This window comes from Sphingobacterium sp. NPDC055431 (genome assembly GCF_053644255.1).
This window is the reverse complement of the sequence record NZ_JBSHLH010000001.1, coordinates 117,863-138,625: the sequence shown is the minus strand read 5'-3', so window position 1 is coordinate 138,625 and position 20,763 is coordinate 117,863. Positions and strand designations below refer to the sequence as shown.

The following is a 20,763-nucleotide window of genomic DNA, read 5'->3' as shown; positions in this document are numbered from 1 at the left end:
GTTCAGAATCAGAGATCCGATAAAGAGGGATTCAGAGCAACGCGAAGAATCTATTTCTTGTTATTTTAGGGAAATGTGGTCATTCCGAAATCGTAAGATGAGGAAACTATTTCAAAGCAAGAAAGGGTTATTCCGATACTCTTCGGGACATCCTCCGATGCCCTCAAGATTTCTTTTCCTGTGTCACCTTGAGGAACGAAAGGTCTCGAAACTATACAGACCATGATTGTATTAGCGAACAGTCCCTGTACCTTCCGTACAGAATGACACGCCCATATAGAGAAGAAACGTACATATTCTTTACTGATCGTTCAGAATCAAAAATGCTATAAACCTATGTTTTGATAATTATTATTTCCTATTTATTAATTATTAAACCAATAGGATTTTTTAAGATTTTAAAACGTTATATTTACAACCTCAAAAAATCTCAATATGAAAAACCTATTAGTAATGGGTATTATTATTTTAATAACCTCATGTGCAACTTCAATGTCTCCTTCAAAAATAAGCTCTGCTTTACCTGCACTAACAAAAGCTAAATTTTATTCTAGTGTCCAAGCATCAGAAGCAATTAAAAGCTCTAAATGCAAAGTCCTGGTACATGACAGAAAATATCTAGCTCCAATAGGCCTTACGACGAGAGGCGACTTAAAAAACGGCGCAAAAGGTATAGATGAATGGGTTTCAATTGATGGGGGCAATGCATATTCCCTTAAAAACTATCAATGGCTAACCGTTGACGAAAAAGGGTCAACCCAATTACAGATTGAATTCAACACCATGGCTTGTGATTAGACCATAATCAAAAAATCCTCACAGCAATAATCCTGACCTCATTCGAGACACATTCGGAATTTTCGCAATATGTCCCGAACATGCCTCGAATAATACTCAAAGCCCATCGCCAAAAATCCTCACAAAAAACTACGCACCTTTACAAGATTTCACCTGTAATCCACACAAAAACTCCCCTCCCTGGCAAGAATTTTCACCAAGTCTAAATACTAAATACTCTCTACTAAATACTAAAAACCACTAATCATAGAACTTCCATGATACCCCAAACCTTAGGTTTGCAGGCGCCATAGGATAACGTCTTACGCTGTAATACCCATTAGGGTACACATGTTGGTTGACGAAGTTATAGCTTAAGAAAAGATTGACACGATCGATGTTTCCAGTGAACCAAAGATCGGCGATAGGGTAAGTTGAGAACTCGATCCCTACGTTGTCATTATAGAACTGTCCGGAGTTGATGGAATAAGAAGGTGTACGGAATGGGGTATTGAAACGTACATCCATACCCAATCTAAAGTCCATGACATTGTACAGCTTGTTCGCATAGTAGAAACTGTGCCATGTGTACAGCTCTGGCGTCGCCAGGATGTCCATCGCATCGGACTTTTGGTAAACCACGCGGTTATCTAAGTGGAACCTACGGAACTTGAAATTCTGGCCGACGGTCAGTTTCAAGAGATTAAGGTTTCCCTCTTGGGTAGGCAGGATATTCCTCGCACCCAATATATTATTGTCAGGATTTGGAACTTCCTGAAAATAAGTATAGTTATTGATCAAGAAATACTCCAGCTTTCCGTTGAATCCCAACTTATCATTTGCGTATTGAAAGGAAAGGTTTTGGGTCTTGATCTTATTCAGATTAAGGTCTTCCTCTTTCCAGGAATGGTAAGAAAGGTTGGCATTTTGGAATATCATTTCGGGCGATTTATTCTGGGAATAGGCACCGATCCTTAATTTTCCTAAGGTTTCGTTCAAATGTATGTCGGCATAGGCCTCATAAAGGAAATCCCCAAAGTTTCGGCCTACCACAATTTGGTTGGCGGTAAAATTGACGTCAACTTTATCGGAAAACTTATAGCCGACAGCTCCCTTTACCATGGAGTTCTGGTAAAACTTATTCAACACACTGTCTGCATACCATATCAGGTCATTTTGGAAGCCCAGTTCGACCTTAGCTTCATTCTTGAGGCTTTTCCCTCGGAGATAGAAACTATAGGTAAAATCGTTCGAAATGGTTGTAATTTTTGTTGTGTCCTCTACCCTTACCAGATTGTTGAAAGGTAGGGCATTATAGAGGTCCGCCTGATTCTTGAAGAAGATAAACTTCTGCTGTCTGATACTGGAGTTATGGGCAATAACATTCGTTGGATGGATTTCGGCGTCTGGACCATTGCCACTGACCGTGTCGATCCTTCCCATAAAATAGGATTGCCTGATAAAGAAGCCCAGATCTTTCCATTTATTATAAGGGCGGTTTGACTGTATCCCATCCAATTTCACGGGATAACGAGATGGCGAAGTATTGCTGGAAGTATCCCTGAATAAGGTATCGTTCCTTACCGAACCGTTCTCGGTCGCGTCTAAGGTGTTGAACGTAAAGTTTGAAAGGAGGTTGTACCTCTTGCTAGGCGATTCGTACCAGGCAAATACAGCCCCTTTTCGGTCACTATATTGTTGGTTATTATAAAATCCGTCGGTATTGGTAGCATGGTATTCCGCACCAATATTCAGGTGGGGATTAATATTCTGCGCCAATTTAGCTCGGAAAACCTGATCATCAAAGAAGAAACCTACAGCATATAATTCTGAATAACGAGCACGAGCACGGTAATATTGGACAGAATCCGGATGCAGGATATATCGTTCCATGGCATGATAGCCGGATTGAAAACCAATGGTCTTGTTCGGATTGAACAACAAGTCTCGAGTCGCCAAACCATAGGACCCTAGGTTGATTGAAGGATCCCAAGGAAGGTTCTGTTTATTGTAATATTGGAAATTGACATGGGAAGTATCGATCTGAAAGGTCTTTGTTCCCCGCTTCATTGTTTTCAGGTTAGTAAACCTTACGTATTTAGCCGTGAAGATGACTGAATCTTTCTTATTATCCTCTGCATTACGCGCAGAATCCAATGCAGAACTGAACTCCTCTTCAGTCTGGGCGTATAGTTTAGGAACAAGGCTAAACAACAACAATACAAACAATAACCTTCTTAGCATACTCAAATCAGGAACGGTACAAAATTTATGCCCTCAAAAATAGCGCAAAAAACCAAAATTATTGCAATGCGATCAATTCTTTTAAAATACTTGTCATTTTTGGTTCTGCCTTTGCGGCCACTTCCACTATTTCCTGAAGCGATACCGGTCTTAGATTCGGATGGAAACCTTCATCTGTCACTACGGAGATGGCAAAAACAGGTAAGCCCATATGATTGGCAACAATCACTTCAGGAACCGTACTCATTCCGACGATATCTCCTCCGATAATACGCATGTAGCGGTATTCGGCACGGGTTTCAAGATTTGGTCCCGGAGCGGAGACATACACCACTTTATGGGTTCTGAAACCTAGATTATTGGCGATCTCCATGCCTTGTTCGATCATCTGGAAATTATAAGGCTGGCTCATGTCAGGGAAACGGGGCCCCAGGTCCTCATCGTTCGTTCCCCGTAATGGATTATCGGGAAGTAAGTTGATATGATCTTCAATAATACCGATATCACCTTTTCGGATATCAGGGTTCAAGGAACCTGAAGCATTGGATACGAATAATTTTTGGATCCCTAAGCCTTTCATTACGCGAACAGGGAAAGTGATTTCCTGCATGCTGTAACCTTCATAATAATGGAGTCTACCTTGCATGGCTACCACCTTACGCCCATTGAGGGTTCCAAAGATCAATTTTCCGGTATGAAATTCAACGGTAGAGATTGGGAAATTGGGAATATTGGAATACATCATCTGAAATTCCACTTCAATTTCCTCTACAAGTTTTCCAAGGCCTGTGCCTAAGATAATTCCGAATTCTGGGGTGAAATCGCCGATTTTACGACGGATAGATTGGATAGATTCTTCAATCATTTGATACATGTGTGCAAAAAAACTAGTTAATCAAACTTACTGTTATTTTTTTGCACACACAAATCAAAGGAGTAGGCTTACTTTACAGCTGTCATTGGTTTAATAACTTTCCCTGGGGAAGTTAACCATAACAAGATAAAAGTAGTTAAGCCATTATATACGATCAGCTCGAAGCCGATTTTATATTCGGTCAATGGTAATAGGTAGGTCGTCAACAAGTACATCAGAATTGGTGAAACGACACAGATGTAAGGAACAAGGTTATCTTTGACACGCATCTTGGTCAGGATACCAAATGAGAACAAACCTAACAATGGACCATAAGTGTAGCCTGCAATCTTAAATATAGCTGATACAACCGACTCATCGTTGATGACATGGAATAACAAAATAACCAATAGCATAACGATAGAGAACGCAAAGTGCACATAGTTACGTTGTTTGATCAATTTGGGATCATTCGGGTTTTCTTTTTTATTGAAGTTCAAGAAATCTACACAATAAGAAGTGGTCAAGGCCGTCAAGGCTGAATCTGTCGTAGCAAAAGTTGCAGCAGTCAATCCCATCATAAAGATAATTCCCGGTACGATGGACAAGTGTCTCAAAGCAATCTCTGGATACAGATAGTCCGACTTACCCAGATCAGCGATATTGATTCCGTTTGCATCAGCATAGAAATACAACAATGCACCCACCGCTAAGAAGAACAGATTGATCACCACGAAGATACCAGTAAAAGTCATCATGTTGGTCTGAGCTTCTTTGATGGTTTTCATGCTCAGGTTTTTCTGCATTAGATCCTGGTCAAGGCCTGTCATGGCAATAGTCACGAAGATACCACCGATCACATGTTTCCAGATATTTCTAGGATCGCCCAATAGGTTCTCCCAAATGAATACTTTAGAATAGGTACTTTCTTTAACCTTTTCAAATGCCTCTGTAACGGTCCAGCCTAAGCCGTCTGCCATAAAATAAATCGACAGAACTACGGCCAATAACAAGAAAGTCGTCTGTAAAGTATCGGTAATGATGATCGTTTTTAATCCACCCTTATTGGTATACAACCAAATAAGGATTAAACAAACTGCCACAGTTAAGATGAATGGTACATTCCAAGCATCGAAAATATAGCGTTGCAAAACGATGGCAACAAGGTACAATCTAAATGCAGATCCAATAGTCCTAGAGATCAAAAAGATCATTGCTCCTGCTTTATAACTCTTGTGACCTAAACGTTCTTCCAGATAAGTATAGATGGAAGTCAGGTTCATGCGATAATAAAGCGGTAGCAAGACGTAGGCAATGATAATGAAGCCAATGGCATTGCCTAGGACAAACTGAAAATAACTGAAATTATTAGGGTCGCTCAGGCCTGCAGGCGTATTGCCCACATCACCGGGAACTGAAATAAAGGTAACCCCTGATAGGGCAGTACCGATCATACCAAAGGCAACCATGTACCATTTGGCATTTCTGTTTGCGACAAAGAACGTGGAGTTATCTGAGGAATTCCTGGATGTAAAATAAGCTACAGCCAAAAGAAGTCCAAAATAAACCACAATAAAAGTTAGCAGGATAATTGGTGACATAGGTAGATCTAAATTTTATTTATTAAGGTTAAAATTATCGATAGCTTTTCGAACATTTCCGAATTCTTCGATCAATGCAGTTGCAGTCTCCTCGTCAGTTCCGGTTTCAGCCATTACCATACGGACCCCTCTGCCAACCAATTTATGGTTAGAGAGCTGCATATCTACCATTTTATTTCCTTTTACTCTTCCTAATTGGATCATGACAGCGGTACTGATCATGTTCAAAACAAGTTTTTGAGCAGTTCCAGCTTTCATACGCGTAGAACCTGTAACGAATTCAGGACCCACGATTACTTCAATAGGATATTTGGCACGAGCGGCAATCGGTGAGTTTCCATTACAAACCAAACAGCCGGTTGCAATTCCTAATTCATTCGCTTTATCAAGTCCGCCAATCACATATGGAGTAGTTCCAGAAGCGGCGATACCAAGGACAAAGTCGTTTTCATTGATTGCATATTCTTCCAAATCTTTCCAAGCTTGTTCAACATCATCCTCAGCGAACTCCACTGCTTTACGGATAGCCGTATCGCCACCAGCGATCAATCCGATTACCCAATCAAAGGGCACACCATAAGTAGGAGGACATTCAGATGCATCCAAGATACCCAAGCGACCCGAAGTACCGGCGCCGATATAGAACAATCGCCCACCAGCCTTCATGCGGTCAGCAACGACCTTCACTAGGACATCAATTTGAGGAATTACCTTTTCAACTGCCAACGGCACTGTTTTATCTTCATTATTAATATTAGTCAGGATCTCAAGAACCGACATCTTATCTAGGTCTTGATAGTTGGAATCTTTCTCCGTTGTGTTGATCATAGCCTTCAGCATTTGCAATACATTCAATAACTTTTCGTAAATATGCGACTTTTTGCTAAAAAACGCAAAAACACGCATGTTAATTTTATATCTCGTCGAGTGGGACGAATTTATAATTTTTATTCTTCAATAAATCAATTAACCTTTCTAATTGATTAAATAATTTATCTTCTCTTTTAGGATCAGTGCCGAGATGGACAATAATCTGGAACCCATTCAATCCCTTGCTCTGTTCATACTCAGTCAATTGTTTCAGAATCGCTTCTGAGGACAGGTACCGCGGACCCATTTCAGGATAGGTGTAATCTGCCGCTGTTCTTAAACCTGGAGTAAAATTATACAGGTCCATGCCTAATTCCTTCGTCCAGGCTGCAATTTGCTTATTGTACCATTCATAAGGAGCGACAAATTTGTCCATCTTCGTGATACCAATAGCATGGAGCTTATCTAAGTTAGCCTGTAAATCGCTGACAAACTCCGCTTTAGACAGCAAAAGGCTGTCTCTATTCTCCCAAGGTGCATACAACAGATGTTGATCAGAATGCGGACCTACATAATGCCCTTTGCGATATAACTTGTTCAGCAACTTTGCCGATTTCTGATCTTCCAGAAATCTTCCTGTAACAAAGAAGCTTCCTTTTACTTTTTCTTTTTCGAGTGTTTTTGCAACTGTTTGCAGTCCTTCCCTAAATTCATCGCCAGTAAAAATCAGACTTATCTGCCTTTTACTGGTATCGCCCCTGATGATGGCGCCTTGTGAATCAGTTATTCTTTTTTTTTTGACTCGTATTCTTTTGCAGACAACAGATAAATCAAGGAAGCCGTACCATCCATGGTTGGTTCATTCGTGCTATAATCACCAAAATCATCATGGTAAACCACCAAATCACTTTGGAATGGAGCATATACATCCGGCTTGTACAACTGAATCCCGATCAGATTATTATAGATCGCTGAATATACCGGTCCATCAACTAATCCCCCATCAATTGGGTAGTTGTGTAAATAAGTAAACGATGAATGTGGCTCGGTTGGTGTGTCACCATGAGCAGGTAATCCATAAACCATACTGGTACCCCAAGGATTTACCCCGAATAACCAATCTATATTAGCTTGTTCTAATTCTTGGAATTGCTTGTCCCCAGAAGCTTCACGATACCATAAGCATTGGATAGCAAATGAGGTGGTCAAATTGTTACTGCACCAAATAAAAGGAACTCCGCGATAGAACATGTTGTCCTTAGCACGAGCATTTACTTCCTTGATACCTTCCTTATAATAGCCTAGGGCTTCTTTCTTCACCTTTCCTTCTGCTGATTTTGCCAATTCAAAATGTCCTAGGTTTATGAAAGGATAATATTGATAGTGGTTAGCAGTATCGCGAACCATCCAAGGAGTAACTTTTTCCTGTCTAGCAAATTCTATTGCTTTTTGGATATGTTCTTGGTCTTGGCTCAAATTGAACATGGTCGCCTCAGCCAATTCCATATCATCGACCCAGTTATCTTCGGCATAGATATATGGAGACTTAACCGACACCGTCTGGGTTACCCCTGGTTTGATGTAGGCATATTGATAAGCTGTTCCTGCCTTTTCCTTTAAGAGTGAAGCATAATCAGCGTTCTGATCTTTTAACAATTGATGACCAAGGCCAAAGGCACTAACGAATTTTGCAGCAGTGGAACTGGTCCCAGTGGTATTGTTCATGAATTTTCCTCTTTGCTGCGGATTACCATCGATAAAATATACCGGTCTTTCATGGCCTCTTCCATAAACTGAGTCTTGGCCCGGCAAGCGCATGGCAGTATGATCACGGTCATCTGCAATCTGGTTGAACATGATATTGGGTTTGGGATGCATTTTCACCAACCAATCCAATCCCCAGATAGCTTCATCCAAAACATCAGCAATTCCGTTTTTACCATCCAGTCCGTTTGCTTGTTTCTCATCGGTAAATACGGATGGAAAATCGCGATAAGCTGCCAATAAATGATAGGTAGCATTTGCCGATGTGGTGGCATACTGCAAATAATCAGAAGCATCATGCCATCCGCCCGCCACTTCTACACGAGTGCTATCAGGCATACCAACGGAACTGGCATACATGGTAAACCCATCATGAGTATGGCAAGAATCTTGAAGGAATGGATTAAATAGCGTCCTTTGCTGACGCATGTACCTCAAGGTAAAATCGGCGGTACCTTTATAGACATCTGCATTGATCTTAAAACTTGGAGACTTTGTACCATCATCGGCCAGTAGGTAATATTCGCCATTTTTGTTGAACTTACTGAAATCCAACCTGTAACCTAATTGGAAGGGTCCATATTGGCCAAATTGTTTACCTGTCTTGGCCGTAAAAATGGCTTTATTATTGTTTTTATCGATTAAACTAAATTTCTTGATCCCTTTATCTCCTTTAGTTACCCATACAGCTACTTTTTTATTATCAGGAAGATAGCCTAATTGGTTTATCCTGATCCAGGAATTCTCTTGTGAAAAGGCCTGAAAAGCACAAAGAAGGAAAATAAACAAGGAAAGTACTCTATTCATTATTCTCGGTTTAGTAGGTTAGCATTACGATTTTTCCGTCCATAGTACTGACAACAACTCTGTCTTTCAGCACGAGTGGCGGATTGATCATACCATTGGAAATCTTGTATTGCCAAGCTGTTTTTCCGGTTTTAGGTTCAACAGCAGACAATAATCCCTTGTCGCTAGGTACAAATATATATTTTGAATTGGTATAAATTGCAGTTGGAGCTAATTCATATGGTAATTTTATTTCGGCCTTCCAATTTACCTCCATTTTATCGGCAGTAACCCGCACTCCGATCAATTCTCCGTCCATGGTCTTTGCCAGGACTAGCTTTCTATCTTTTGACATTCCCATCGACTCCCTTACACGGTATTCATCTTTCTTTTCACGCCAAATGGTTTGGCCAGTCTTTAGATCGATCGCTGTCATAAAGCGGTCCGGAGCGACGATGAAAACACGATTGTTTTCCACTACTGGATAACAGGCTGCCGCAGAAAACATCCTATTGGTATGGCCGTTGTCCCATTTCCAAACTAACTGACCTGTCTTTTGATCTAGCGCATAGAAACCGTTTTTCCAACTTCCAAAAATTACTTTATTATCAGCTAAGGTTGGCAAAGTCGAAACATAGCCTTGCACCTCATTTAAGCTCCAGATTAACTTTCCGGTTTTCACATCTATACAACGGAAGATTCCATCTGATGCGCCGATATAGGCTTTTCCATTTTTTACCACTGGGGAACCAAGCACTGCTTTATCAGCCTGCAGTTTCCAAAGTTCTTTTCCAGTTTTGGCATTTATGCCATAAATAAAATGGTCTGATGAACCGACCACTACCACTCCTTTATGTACTGCCGGGGTAGAATATACTTTTCCAGCAGTTTTGAAGGTCCATTGCTTTTTTCCTGTTTTCAGATCCAATGCATAAACCTCACCTACCGTATTGGCAGTGTACATCCATTTTTTATCGGCCGTAATACCGGCACCGATATCACCATGGTCTTCATATTCCCAAAGCACTTTCGCTTGGCTGTTTGCATTCAATGCGTAGTTTGGTCTTTTTACGCCTTGAGCAGCGTCAGGAGAGACGCGTTTAAGCGGGAGTTTTAACCAATAGTCTTCGGTAATCATCAGAGGTCTTCTGACCCTGAAAAATACCGAGTCGGAAGAAACCGTGATAATATTATATCCACCCACGGCATCCTTTGCACGCAGATTAGATCTGGCCATTACACCAGGGATTCCTTCCCAATCATACAGTTTATTGATGTGGCCATGACCACAAAGCGCCAATTGTACATTTTTGGTCTTGATGCGATCGATATTTTCATACCAGTTGTTCAAGGAAGAATCTAAAGGATAATGGTTGATGGCGATCAAGGGTTTATCTTGATCAGGATGAGCCTTAAAGATCGAGTCCATCCAGACCAGGTTTTCCCTAGGTACTTGACCTGGGCTCATGCGCATATTAGGCCCAGAGGTAGTCCCAATAAACTGTACTCCTTTGTGTTCGAAAAAGAAAGTTTCCGCACCAAAAACCTTTCGGAAAGAGTTCGCTCCACTTTCCGACCAGTTGCTGTCATGGTTTCCTGGAATGACATATAGCGGTAAGTTCAGGCTGTCCAAAATCTGCTTTGCCAAGGCCAGTTCCTCATCGGAACCAAACTCAGTAACATCACCCGACAGGATCACGAAGTCGATGCCTTGCTGCTGATTTAAGTCCAGAACCGTTCTGCGTAAATCATCAGCTCCTGTAGCACCACCAACATGTGTATCGGTTACTTGAGCAAATCTGAAAGTCTGAGAAAATAGGTTTAATGGCAATAGGAACAGCAAAAATAATAGTCTTCTCATAGCATAAATATAGAGCAAAAGGTCAATTGCTTGACCTTTTGCTTAAAATTTTCATTAATTCCAACCCGGTGTTTGGGTCAAAGTATAACCTTGGTCTTGGTAAGCTTGGATCAACCCGATACTTACTGGAGAAAGGTAGTTTTTAGGTAGGACAGGTAGACGGTTAGTGAAATTTCTAACCACATAGTAACCCTCCATTTCAGCATCATTGCTTCCATCATAAGTTACGATGGTACCATCCGCTTTTTTAACCTGTAATCTTTTTACGAAAGCGTTTAAGATTTTTCCAGGATTACTCTTGTCGCCGAAATCTTTCACACCGATAACCCATGAACCCAATTTATAGGAATCATCATTAAAGTTAAGGTTTTCTAGTTTTTTCCAACGGCGGATATCTTGGATACGTGCATATTCGAATACAAATTCCATACGACGCTCGCGACGGATTTCCCACATTAGTGGAGATACATCAGCATCTTTATTAGGATCTGCAGGAATAGCACCAAGCATCAAAGGTTCTGTTTGTTTAACTCCTTTAGCTACAGCAACTGCATCCAATGGTCTTTTACGGATGGCATTGATGGATTTATCCAAGTCAGCTTGAGAAACCGCAGCTCCACCATAGTTCTCAGCTAAGATCTGTTTTGCCTCTACCCAGTTTAACACCACCTCAGCGTAACGAGCTATTGGTGCATCATTGGTATTGGTGTTTGAACTCCATTTAGCAGGATATGCTTTTCCAGAGTTCAAGAAATCTAAAGCCTCTCTACCCGCAAATTTATGGGCATAAACTAAGGTACCAACAGCTGGAGAGTTTACCGTATCCATAAAAGTAGCTTCGAAACGAGGGTCACGTGTTTTTACCAATTCTTTTAATCTGAAGTTTTTAGCATTGGCTACTCCAGAGTTTTGGTAAGTCTTGCCATCGTTACAGATGAATGCTTCGATCAAGTTCAAGTTTGCTGAACGTGGTTGGTTTTCTGTACCGTTACTATAAGAAGCTACCGCATGTCTGATTGCCAAAGCATCATCATAGGTTCTGAAGAAAATAACCTCAGGGTTTCCTGCTAAGCTTTCCGATGCGAATAAGCTCTTGAAATCAGAACCAAAGGTAAATTTACCTGATTCCATTACGTATTGCGCGGCATCACGAGCTAGTTCCAAGTATTTCTTTGCTCTAGTTTTATCCAAGTTGTGGTAATGTTGCCAAGAACCTTCAAATAACATCATGTTGGACATCAAAGTGGCTGCTACGTATCTATTCAGATTGCTTACTCCATCATTATCACGCATGTTTGCCAATACATATTTGAAGTCTTCATATACATGGTCCATTACCTCAGCACGAGGCGTACGATCTTTGTATTGTTCGTCCAAATTAGTCGGGTCAACGATATCGCCATAATATGGAACATCACCGAAATTACTAACCAAACGGCTATATTCATAAGCTCTAAAGAAACGAGCAACTGAAGACCAGTGCTTGTATTCGTCTTCTGTCAACTTTGGTTTTGCTAAGTTCTCGATACGGTTCAACATCAAGTTGGCTTTTCTGATCCATACGAAGTTCCAGTTTGGACCTGGGTGCTCAGCACGTAAAGATGCTACCAAAGTACTTGCCGAACCGCCAGGATCAGTCGGAAGACTGGACAGCAAGGCTAACTGTTGGTTCTCTGACGTTAAATCATCGGAAAAGTTATATCCTGTTAGCGGAGTATAAGCTGTCCCGAAGCTGGAGTTATAGCCAACGAAGAAGCTGGTATAAAAGTCATTTGCAAAAAGACGTAGGTCATTTTCATTTCTCCAGTAGGTAGGCTCTGAGTCCACCATGGCGTTTAACTCCGGTCTATCTAGCAGGGTATTACAGCTGCTGAAAAACAGGGCTGAACCTAAAAATAAATATGATAATTTTTTCATTGTCGTAAGGATTAGAAGTTTAACTGTACACCGAATGAAGCAGATTTGAATGATGGAGTACCAACCCCAGTTCTACCTGTGTTATAGTTACTTTCATTAAACATAGAGAATCCAGAAACCACCTCTGGGTCGATTGGCAAGCCATTCAATTTATCCCATGTAAAGAAGTTTTCTAAAGCCACATAAACACGTACATTGCTCAATTTAGCTGGAGCGATAAAGCTCTTAGGCAATACATAACCAAATGTGATGTTCTTGATTCTGGTGTAAGATAGATCCAATAAGTATTTAGACTGAACCTGCATGTTGTTGGCATCGTTGCTACCCGCATTGTTGAACGCAGCTGGATAGAAAGCACCAGTGTTGTCTGGCGTCCAGTAATCATCTACAATTGCTGCTGGCATAGCACCATCCGCGGTATTATAACCAGCGATTGCCAATGCACCATTACCCCACATTGCACGTTGTCCTGTTCCTTGGAAGAAGATAGAGAAATCGAATCCTTTGTAATCAGCGCCTAAACGTAAACCGTAGTTATAACGTGGAGTCGTGTTACCAATGATTCTTCTATCACCAGGGTTATCTACCGTACCATCACCGTTATCGATTTCACCATCACCGTTCAAATCCTTGAATTTCACATCACCAGGACCGAAGTTGAACGTATTGGTATTTTCTAAACGAGGTTGGTAAACTCCATTAGGATCTTTTAATTGGTAAGCTTTACCATCACCATTTGCAAAGTATTTGGTCATGTCCTCCGTTAAATTGATCAACTGAGGTTTTCCATCAGCGCCTAATACGAAGTCATCCATTTGGTAAAGTCTATCGGTTTCATAACCCCAGATATCTCCATATGCAGAAGCATCATAGTAAGAACCTGTTGTTCTTTGGCTAGTCACATTATAGAATCTTGAGATCGCATCATCAAAGTTTGCACGAACATTGATACCTAGACCATTATTGAAACGGTGGTTATAGTCTACCGCTACCTCATAACCTTTAGTTTTTAAGGTACCGAAGTTTCCAAGAGGTGCAGCGCCACCGGTAGTCCAGGTTGTACCTTGAAATCCTACGAACATATTGTTGGTATTACGAACATAGTAATCGAAAACCAAACCTAGTTTGTTGTTTAAGAAACGAGCATCAACTCCAAAGTCAATAGTTTCTAGATCTTCCCAAGAGATATCTCTTAAGCTGAATGTAGGCGTAGGTACGCCATAGTATTTATTCTGACCACCGATCCACAAAGTCTCGTAAGGAAACATGTTAGGTGTATACAAACTTGCAGGAACGGCTTGGTTACCGATTACCCCGTATGAACCTCTAAATTTCAAGTGAGATAATGCCGGTTTAGCCCATTGCATGAAGTTTTCTTCTGAAGCCACCCATCCAGCAGAAGCTGATGTAAACCATCTCCAGATCAAATCATCCACGAATTTTGAAGATCCATCATAACGTGCATTCGCTTCCAAAAGGTATTTGTTTTTGAAGGCATAGTTTACACGACCGAAGAAACCTACCTGACTAGTCCAGAAAGTACCACCAGAACCTGTTACTGTACCTGAAGCAAGATCGAATTGCGGATTGCTTAAGTCAAGTAGGTTAGTTTTTTGAGTCCAGTTGTATTTACCATAATCAGACACCAAGTTTGAACCCACCATAAATTTGAATTCATGGCCGTTGTCAAGGTTTAGATTATAAGTAGAGAAAGCATTGAAAGTATGTTTATACTCATATGCTGCACGAGCGTATACGTGGTCAGGATTTGCTCCTGGGGCTGTATATTCATGTGTATTCAAGTCGTATGCTGCGATAGCTCCAGGAGAACCTGCAGGCACTACAGCACCTGTATTGTCCACATAAACCTGGTTACCATTGGCGTCTAAACGTTGAACCGGAGCGATCCAGCTGTTAGCTGCTGTAAAACGAGTACCCGGTCTAAACCAATCGTAGTCCTCATTGGTGAAGTTGTAATCCACATCTAATCTCCAGTTCTTGGTCATATTGACTGTTGCACCAGCGTTCAAGTTGATGTAGTTACGTTTCATTGATGCTTCGTTTGCATCTTCGTACTCCGACCAAGGGCTACGGATTTTGCTTCCGTTCTCATCCAATCCCATTGGATAAACTGATGACCAACGGTACATGTAGTACCAAGGGTCGGCAGTGGTAGAGTTCGTCGCATAAGGATATAGCTTTTGACGTTGGGAGAACATGGCTCCGGCACGCAAAGTCAAGTAATCACTTACATCTGTAGATACCCTTACTGCAGCATTTGCTCTTTTGAATTTATCAGAGTCACCAGCTTTCAACATACCGCTTTGAGAGATGTGTCCAAAAGTGGCTGTATATTTCGTCCTACCTACAGAACCATTGATTGAAGCATTGTTGGTAATAGTTGGAGCCCATTCCCTTACCATGTAATCGTAAGGATCATAGGTTCTCAAACCTATTTTACGAGAAGTATTGGTTGGGTCAACAATCCAGTCACGTCCGAAAACAGTAGGATCGTTTGGACCTAATGTAGTTCCATATTTGTCATCCCATTCCTTCGCCATTTCATAACCTTCTGGAGTTACATAGTAGAATGCACCAGAGATGTTTGATCCAATACGCTCCATGGCATCTTTGGTATATTTCAACGCATTGATCCTACCCATTTCATATTGTTTAAAAGGGTTTTGGAACGAGAAGTTATTGGAATAGGAAATATCGATTTTTTCACCTTTAGCACCGGTTTTGGTCGTAATCAAGATTACACCGAATGCAGCTTTAGCACCGTAGATCGATGATGAAGCGGCATCTTTCAATACCGTAATGGATTCGATATCGTCAGGGTTCACATATTGGATACTTGGGATTTCCACGTTGTCCAATAAGATCAGAGGATCTCCTGAAGCCTGCAATGAAGCAACTGCACCACGGATTTTGATACGTGGATCAGAACCTACCTCACCCGATGGAACCGTCACGGTCAAACCAGGGGTTACCCCTTGGATACCACGACCCACATCTGCGATAGGACGACCTTCTAAGTTATCTTTTACACTGATTGTTGAAACGGCACCTGTTAAGTTACCTTTCTTTTGAGTACCATAACCCACGACAACAACTTCATCCAACAGGTCGCTGGAAGATTGAAGCGTTACGTTCATGGTATTACCAGCTACGGTAACCTCTTTGGATTCGTATCCAACATAGGAGAACCTTAAAGTCGAACCTACAGCGGCCGAAATTGAGAATTTACCTGATTCATCCGTAGAGGCTTTCACAGAGGAGCCTACTACCGAAACAGTAACACCAGCTAAGGGACCGTCCGGACCACTTACCGTACCTGTTACGGTATTTTGCAGCACCGATGAAGCATTTGTCCAGCTAGCATGGTTTCCAAGTGCAACAACACCTTTGTTTGCCTCAAAAGACGCATAAGTCGGCATTGTTAAACCCAGAGCGAGAGAAAAGAGTATAAGTCTTCGCATTGCTTTAAGATTAATAATTTATAATTTTTGTTATCATAATTCGGTTTATTCCCATCTAACTGAAACAACCGAGTTTGTTTGCGTGATAAAATGTTTTTCCAGCATCAAATGTCCCATTATGCGAATAGGCTCAATTAAATTGAGCCCTCACATGCTTGTTTTTCATTTGAAGTCTGGGTAGATCAAATATTTTGTTCTCATTTTCTTGTATTCATCCAATTCAGGTTTCCAGCTGGCACGGATTTCATCTTCTGTCTTTCCAGCAATGATTTGCTTTCTAAGCTCATCCGTTCCGGCTAGCTTGTCGAAGAATTCTGCTCGCACAAAAAACTTAGACTTGTCTGGCATTTTATTATAGAAATCGAGTATATATTTTAAAGTAAATTTCTGTTTGTCGGCATCTAGACCTCTTAAATCTAGACCGTAATTGGTCGCTCCTTTTCCTTCTACGTGTTTAGCCATACCGGCTTTTTCACCTGGAGTAAAGGTAAAGTCTCCATAAACAGGGTCGGTAAAACCAACCACTTGGAAAGGCCAGTCTGTACCACGGCCTACGGAAATATCAGTTCCTTCAAACAGACATAAAGAAGAATAAAGGCGAACGGATAAATGGTTTGGCAAACTTGGGGAAGGGATAACTGGAAGGTCGTACATGCTATCATGCGTATATCCTTGAACCGGAACCACAGTCAACTTGCATTGACGTCCATTTTCTAACCACTTCTCGCCATTGATCATCTTTGCCAATTCTCCAACGGTCAAGCCGTGAACCATGGCAATTTTATGATAAGAAACGTTGGATTTGAATTTGTCGTCCTTACGAACAGGACCGTCAACCTGATCACCACATGGATTAGGTCTATCCAATACGATCAGTTCTTTGTTGTGCTTTGCACAAAGCTCCATTACACGGTGCAAGGAGGTAATGTAAGTATAGAATCGAGCACCAACATCTTGCAGATCGAAAATCATGACATCAACCGACTGAACGATTGAATCTTGTTTTTCATTTCCACCATATAGGGTAAATAATGGAAGACCCGTTTTAGCATCAACATCATTGCTGACCTTCTCGCCTCTTTCGATGTCACCTCGGAATCCATGCTCAGGTGCGAATCCAAATTTAAGGTCTACTTTCTCCCTTAACAGCACGTCTACCAAATGTTCCTTTTCCGGACCTACAACAGAGGTCTGGTTACCCATCAAACCGACTTTCTTTCCCTTCAACAAAGGCAAGTAAGCAGCAAGCTGATCGGCAGCAGGCACAATGGTTTCTTGTTTTACAGTTTCAACTACAGGCTGTGAAGCATTTGAAGAGCTATTCTTCTTTGTTGAACCACAAGCACTTGTCAATAATAAACCAAGAACGGCAGAATATAAGAGTAAGTTTCCCATTAATTAAGATTCGGTAAATCAGTTTCGCAATAAAAACTGGATAAAATTAAGACAAATACCGCACAATAAAGCAAATGAAACAGCAAAATCTGTCATATTCCGCAAAACAAAACGCAAAACACGCATGAATCAGAAAATGGAGATGTAAAAATCTGCATGAATAATTGAATGGAATCCTTGAAATTTAGCAGATTAAAGCATTTAGCTCCGCAACCGATTGCATCAGGAAGTGTAAATACTACACATATAAGTAACATTTGCGTGACACTATCGTTACAGTAAATATTTGTAAAATAAAAAAGCGGGAAAGAACGTTCTTTCCCGCTTTTTTATAAAATATTTTTGTTTAAATACTATTCTATAGCTTCACCAGCATAGTCGCCTTCATTGCCTAAACGGTCAATAGGCTTTACAGCAACGGCGTTTAATTTATGTCCGTCCTTGCTCTTCGGCAAGCTCAATTCGGATTGAGGACCATCTAGGATCTGAATATCCCAAGTGTCTCCATAGCGCGCATAGGTCACCCATTTAAATACTTGCTCAGGTTGTTTGTGAAGCCACTTCACAAATACACTGCTAGGTTGATTGGTCAACAGCAAAGTTGGCTTCAAGATCGGATTGGCAGACAACCATGGGGACGCAGGAACCAAAGCCTTCTGTGAATATGGTCCATCGTGCAATGCTTTTAACAACATTGGGTTTTTGGTCAAACCGGCAATACTCCAATGTACTGCGCCTACGCTATTCGGAATTACTTCACGAGTAACCGCAATCTGGCGCTTGATCTCATCCGCTCTGTTGGCAGCTCTAACTTCTACCGTATTCAGACCAGGCCACAAGTGGCGATTATGTTTGTTTTCAGATTGCCACCATTTCAGCAAGCTGGTAAAGCTTTGTCTAGGCGGATCAATTGGCCAATATAATTGAGGCGTGAAATAGTCAATCCAGCCTTCATTCAACCATAATTTAGCATCGGCGTAAAGTTCATCATATTGGGAGGAACCAGTTACCCCAGAAGGATAACCAGGCTTCCAGATACCAAAAGGACTCAAACCAAACTTAACGGAAGGTTTTTCCTTCTTTATCTCTGTATAAATACGCTTGATGAATTTATTGACATTATCTCTTCTCCAATCCGGGCGGGTTAGGTTGCCTCCTGCCTTTTTATAGGCGAACCAGGTTTTGTCGTCAGGGAAATCTGCACCGCCATTATAGGTTGCATATGGGTAGAAATAGTCATCAAAGTGTACTCCGTCGATGTCATAGCGTTTCACAATATCCATGACCACCGAAGCGGCATGGTTTTGCGTTTCTTGACTAGCTGGATCAAACCAGTACATTCCGTTTCTAAGTCTAACCACATTCTCTGGCGATTTGCGTACTAGCGACTCGCTGGTCACCTGGCCTCCATTGCTGTGGTGAGCACGGTAAGGATTTAACCAAACATGCAGTTCCAACCCTCTTTTATGAGCTTCCTCGACCCAGAATTCCAATGGATCGTAATATGGACTTGGAGCTTTTCCGATGGTTCCGGTCAAGAAATAAGACCAAGGTTCTAAGCTGGATTTATACAAGGCATCAGCAGAAGGCCTTACTTGAAAGATAACCGCGTTGAAATTGTTGTTTTTCAACATATCCAATAGGTTAATGGCCTCTTGCTTTTGTTGTTCTGTCGATAGGTTGTTTTTGCTGGGCCAGTTGATATTGGCTACTGTGGCTACCCATGCTGCTCTAAATTCGCGGGGAACATTTGGTAGATTCGCTTTAAATACGGGCTTTTCTACAGGCTTCTTTTCAGCCACTTTTTCGCCTACAGGTTTCGTGGTAACCGGTTTTTCAACAGGTTTATCATCTGTTTTTGGAGCTTCCGTTGAAGTTTCCTGAGTCACCGTGGCGGTTGGCTGCTGCAATACTTTTCCTTGCCTTCTCTTCGACCCACAGGATAAAACTATCACCATCATCAGCACAAAAAGACAAAGACTTAAGATTTTTCTCATCATAAATTCATTCTTAACCCACAAAATTAAGACTTTTATGGGCTATCCTACTAATTGTAACCTATTCTTTATATGTTAAATAATTCTTTCTCCCTGAAAAACAACCTGTTGAACCTGGAAATCTTGGTCAAAAACTAACACATTCGCTATAGATCCGGAGTTTAAGTTGCCAAGGTCATGTCTTCCAAAAAGTCTTGCAGGGTACAATGTGGCCATTCGAAGGCTTTCTTCTAAACTGATTCCCACTTTTTTGACACAGTTTTCAACGGCCTTCAACATGGTCAGGGCTGATCCTGAAAGGGTGCCGTCCGGCATGGTATAATGATCTTGATTAAAAACATGTTGATAAATCCCTTTGTCACATTTTGCAACCGCATCGGTGATAAGGAACAAACGGTCTCCCATTAATTCCTTTGAGATTTTGACTGTCTCAAAGTCTGAGTGGATTCCATCCACGATAATCGAAGCACAGACCTCATCATGGTTAAATGCTGCTCCCGGCAAACCAACATCTCGATGATGGAGTGGGGACATGGCATTCCACAGATGGGTCACAGCAGGAACTCCGTTATCAAAGGCATGCGTCGCTTCCTTATAAGTTGCTGCACTATGCCCCGCAGTTACCAATACTCCCTTGTCGTTCAGGTAGTCGATGCACTCTTGATCGGTCAGTTCAGGGGCAATAGTCATCATTTTGACTATATGCTCCTTACCCTCAACGACAGACCCTAATAACTCTAAGCTTGCTTTCTGGATCAATTCAGCTGGATGAGCTCCTCGCTTTGCCGCATTTAGGAATGGCCCTTCCAGGTGTAGGCCTAAGGCAACTTTCGGTTTTGCCTCCTCAAAAACGGCAATAGCCTGGTTGAATAGCTCCAAGGTATTGGTTGCCAAAGTAAGCACAAAGGAAGTACAGCCTTGTTTCAACAGATTTTGTTCAATCCTATGGATGGAATCTACGGTCAACTCCGCTGAAAACAGGTCTTCACCTGTCCCGTAGATCTGCAAATCAATTAACCCGGGGCATATATTGGCACCTTTCACATCCAGTATCTCAAAACCGTCTGGCAGTTCATCTTGAGGAACAATACCAGCAATTCGGTCTGAATCGATTAAAAGTGCATGTTGTTCAAATATTTGATATTCGGTAAAAATCCTACCGTTGATGAGGGCAAGTTTATGTTTCATCCTGCAAGTTACTTATTGTTGGCTTTTGTTGAAAATCCAAGTGCCTAATCGTATATTAGACCAGCGAAATGAGATTCCAACCCTATAT

General features: G+C 41.4%; 13 protein-coding genes. 1 reads left to right on the top strand and 12 read right to left on the bottom strand.

Going from position 1 to position 20,763, the window contains the following annotated elements; all coding sequences use genetic code 11:
* Window positions 1–435 precede the first annotated feature (435 nt).
* Window positions 436–798 (top strand): hypothetical protein, encoded by a 363-nt coding sequence (locus tag ACWIB3_RS00595; RefSeq protein WP_454290640.1) that lies wholly within the window; start codon window positions 436–438, stop codon window positions 796–798.
* A gap of 240 nt (window positions 799–1,038) precedes the next feature.
* Here the strand turns inward: ACWIB3_RS00595 and ACWIB3_RS00590 are convergent, their stop codons facing one another.
* From ACWIB3_RS00590 to nagA, 12 genes are all read right to left on the bottom strand, one after another.
* Window positions 1,039–3,021, bottom strand: coding sequence for a putative porin (locus ACWIB3_RS00590; RefSeq protein WP_254526597.1), 1,983 nt, complete (start codon window positions 3,019–3,021; stop codon window positions 1,039–1,041).
* Window positions 3,022–3,079: 58 nt separating this feature from the next.
* Window positions 3,080–3,895, bottom strand: coding sequence for a purine-nucleoside phosphorylase (locus ACWIB3_RS00585; protein ID WP_185212984.1), 816 nt, complete (start codon window positions 3,893–3,895; stop codon window positions 3,080–3,082).
* Between the two features lie 68 nt (window positions 3,896–3,963).
* On the bottom strand, window positions 3,964–5,475 hold the full coding sequence (locus ACWIB3_RS00580; RefSeq protein ID WP_454290639.1) for a sodium:solute symporter: 1,512 nt from the start codon (window positions 5,473–5,475) through the stop codon (window positions 3,964–3,966).
* Window positions 5,476–5,490: 15 nt separating this feature from the next.
* Window positions 5,491–6,315, bottom strand: a complete 825-nt coding sequence (gene murQ / locus ACWIB3_RS00575) for an N-acetylmuramic acid 6-phosphate etherase (protein WP_454290823.1) — start codon at window positions 6,313–6,315, stop codon at window positions 5,491–5,493.
* Between the two features lie 73 nt (window positions 6,316–6,388).
* Complete coding sequence (locus ACWIB3_RS00570; protein ID WP_454290822.1) at window positions 6,389–6,982, bottom strand: polysaccharide deacetylase family protein; 594 nt, start codon at window positions 6,980–6,982, stop codon at window positions 6,389–6,391.
* 86 nt (window positions 6,983–7,068) lie between these two features.
* The gene (locus ACWIB3_RS00565; RefSeq protein ID WP_454290638.1) at window positions 7,069–8,856 is read right to left on the bottom strand and encodes a glycoside hydrolase family 9 protein; all 1,788 of its coding nucleotides are present in this window, start codon (window positions 8,854–8,856) and stop codon (window positions 7,069–7,071) included.
* 10 nt (window positions 8,857–8,866) lie between these two features.
* Window positions 8,867–10,696 carry an outer membrane protein assembly factor BamB family protein gene (locus tag ACWIB3_RS00560; protein ID WP_454290637.1) on the bottom strand — a complete coding sequence of 610 codons (1,830 nt, stop codon included), beginning with the start codon at window positions 10,694–10,696 and terminating at the stop codon, window positions 8,867–8,869.
* Window positions 10,697–10,750: 54 nt separating this feature from the next.
* The gene (locus tag ACWIB3_RS00555) at window positions 10,751–12,613 is read right to left on the bottom strand and encodes a RagB/SusD family nutrient uptake outer membrane protein (protein WP_454290636.1); all 1,863 of its coding nucleotides are present in this window, start codon (window positions 12,611–12,613) and stop codon (window positions 10,751–10,753) included.
* A gap of 11 nt (window positions 12,614–12,624) precedes the next feature.
* A complete protein-coding gene (locus ACWIB3_RS00550; protein WP_454290635.1) occupies window positions 12,625–16,095 on the bottom strand; it encodes a SusC/RagA family TonB-linked outer membrane protein in 3,471 nt (1,156 codons plus the stop codon).
* Between the two features lie 162 nt (window positions 16,096–16,257).
* Complete coding sequence (locus tag ACWIB3_RS00545; RefSeq protein WP_454290634.1) at window positions 16,258–17,490, bottom strand: exo-beta-N-acetylmuramidase NamZ family protein; 1,233 nt, start codon at window positions 17,488–17,490, stop codon at window positions 16,258–16,260.
* A 353-nt stretch (window positions 17,491–17,843) separates the two neighbouring features.
* On the bottom strand, window positions 17,844–19,490 hold the full coding sequence (locus ACWIB3_RS00540; protein ID WP_254526602.1) for a glycoside hydrolase family 10 protein: 1,647 nt from the start codon (window positions 19,488–19,490) through the stop codon (window positions 17,844–17,846).
* A gap of 72 nt (window positions 19,491–19,562) precedes the next feature.
* A complete protein-coding gene (gene nagA / locus ACWIB3_RS00535) occupies window positions 19,563–20,675 on the bottom strand; it encodes an N-acetylglucosamine-6-phosphate deacetylase (protein ID WP_454290633.1) in 1,113 nt (370 codons plus the stop codon).
* Window positions 20,676–20,763 lie beyond the last annotated feature (88 nt).

Excerpts from the sequence above, each read along its gene's own strand:
- ACWIB3_RS00595 (WP_454290640.1), top strand. The coding sequence starts at position 436 with ATGAAAAACCTATTAGTAATGGGTATTATTATTTTAATAACCTCATGT.
- ACWIB3_RS00590 (WP_254526597.1), bottom strand. The coding sequence starts at position 3,021 with ATGCTAAGAAGGTTATTGTTTGTATTGTTGTTGTTTAGCCTTGTTCCT.
- ACWIB3_RS00585 (WP_185212984.1), bottom strand. The coding sequence starts at position 3,895 with ATGTATCAAATGATTGAAGAATCTATCCAATCTATCCGTCGTAAAATC.
- ACWIB3_RS00580 (WP_454290639.1), bottom strand. The coding sequence starts at position 5,475 with ATGTCACCAATTATCCTGCTAACTTTTATTGTGGTTTATTTTGGACTT.
- murQ (WP_454290823.1), bottom strand. The coding sequence starts at position 6,315 with ATGCTGAAGGCTATGATCAACACAACGGAGAAAGATTCCAACTATCAA.
- ACWIB3_RS00565 (WP_454290638.1), bottom strand. The coding sequence starts at position 8,856 with ATGAATAGAGTACTTTCCTTGTTTATTTTCCTTCTTTGTGCTTTTCAG.
- ACWIB3_RS00560 (WP_454290637.1), bottom strand. The coding sequence starts at position 10,696 with ATGAGAAGACTATTATTTTTGCTGTTCCTATTGCCATTAAACCTATTT.
- ACWIB3_RS00555 (WP_454290636.1), bottom strand. The coding sequence starts at position 12,613 with ATGAAAAAATTATCATATTTATTTTTAGGTTCAGCCCTGTTTTTCAGC.
- ACWIB3_RS00550 (WP_454290635.1), bottom strand. The coding sequence starts at position 16,095 with ATGCGAAGACTTATACTCTTTTCTCTCGCTCTGGGTTTAACAATGCCG.
- ACWIB3_RS00545 (WP_454290634.1), bottom strand. The coding sequence starts at position 17,490 with ATGGGAAACTTACTCTTATATTCTGCCGTTCTTGGTTTATTATTGACA.
- ACWIB3_RS00540 (WP_254526602.1), bottom strand. The coding sequence starts at position 19,490 with ATGATGAGAAAAATCTTAAGTCTTTGTCTTTTTGTGCTGATGATGGTG.
- nagA (WP_454290633.1), bottom strand. The coding sequence starts at position 20,675 with ATGAAACATAAACTTGCCCTCATCAACGGTAGGATTTTTACCGAATAT.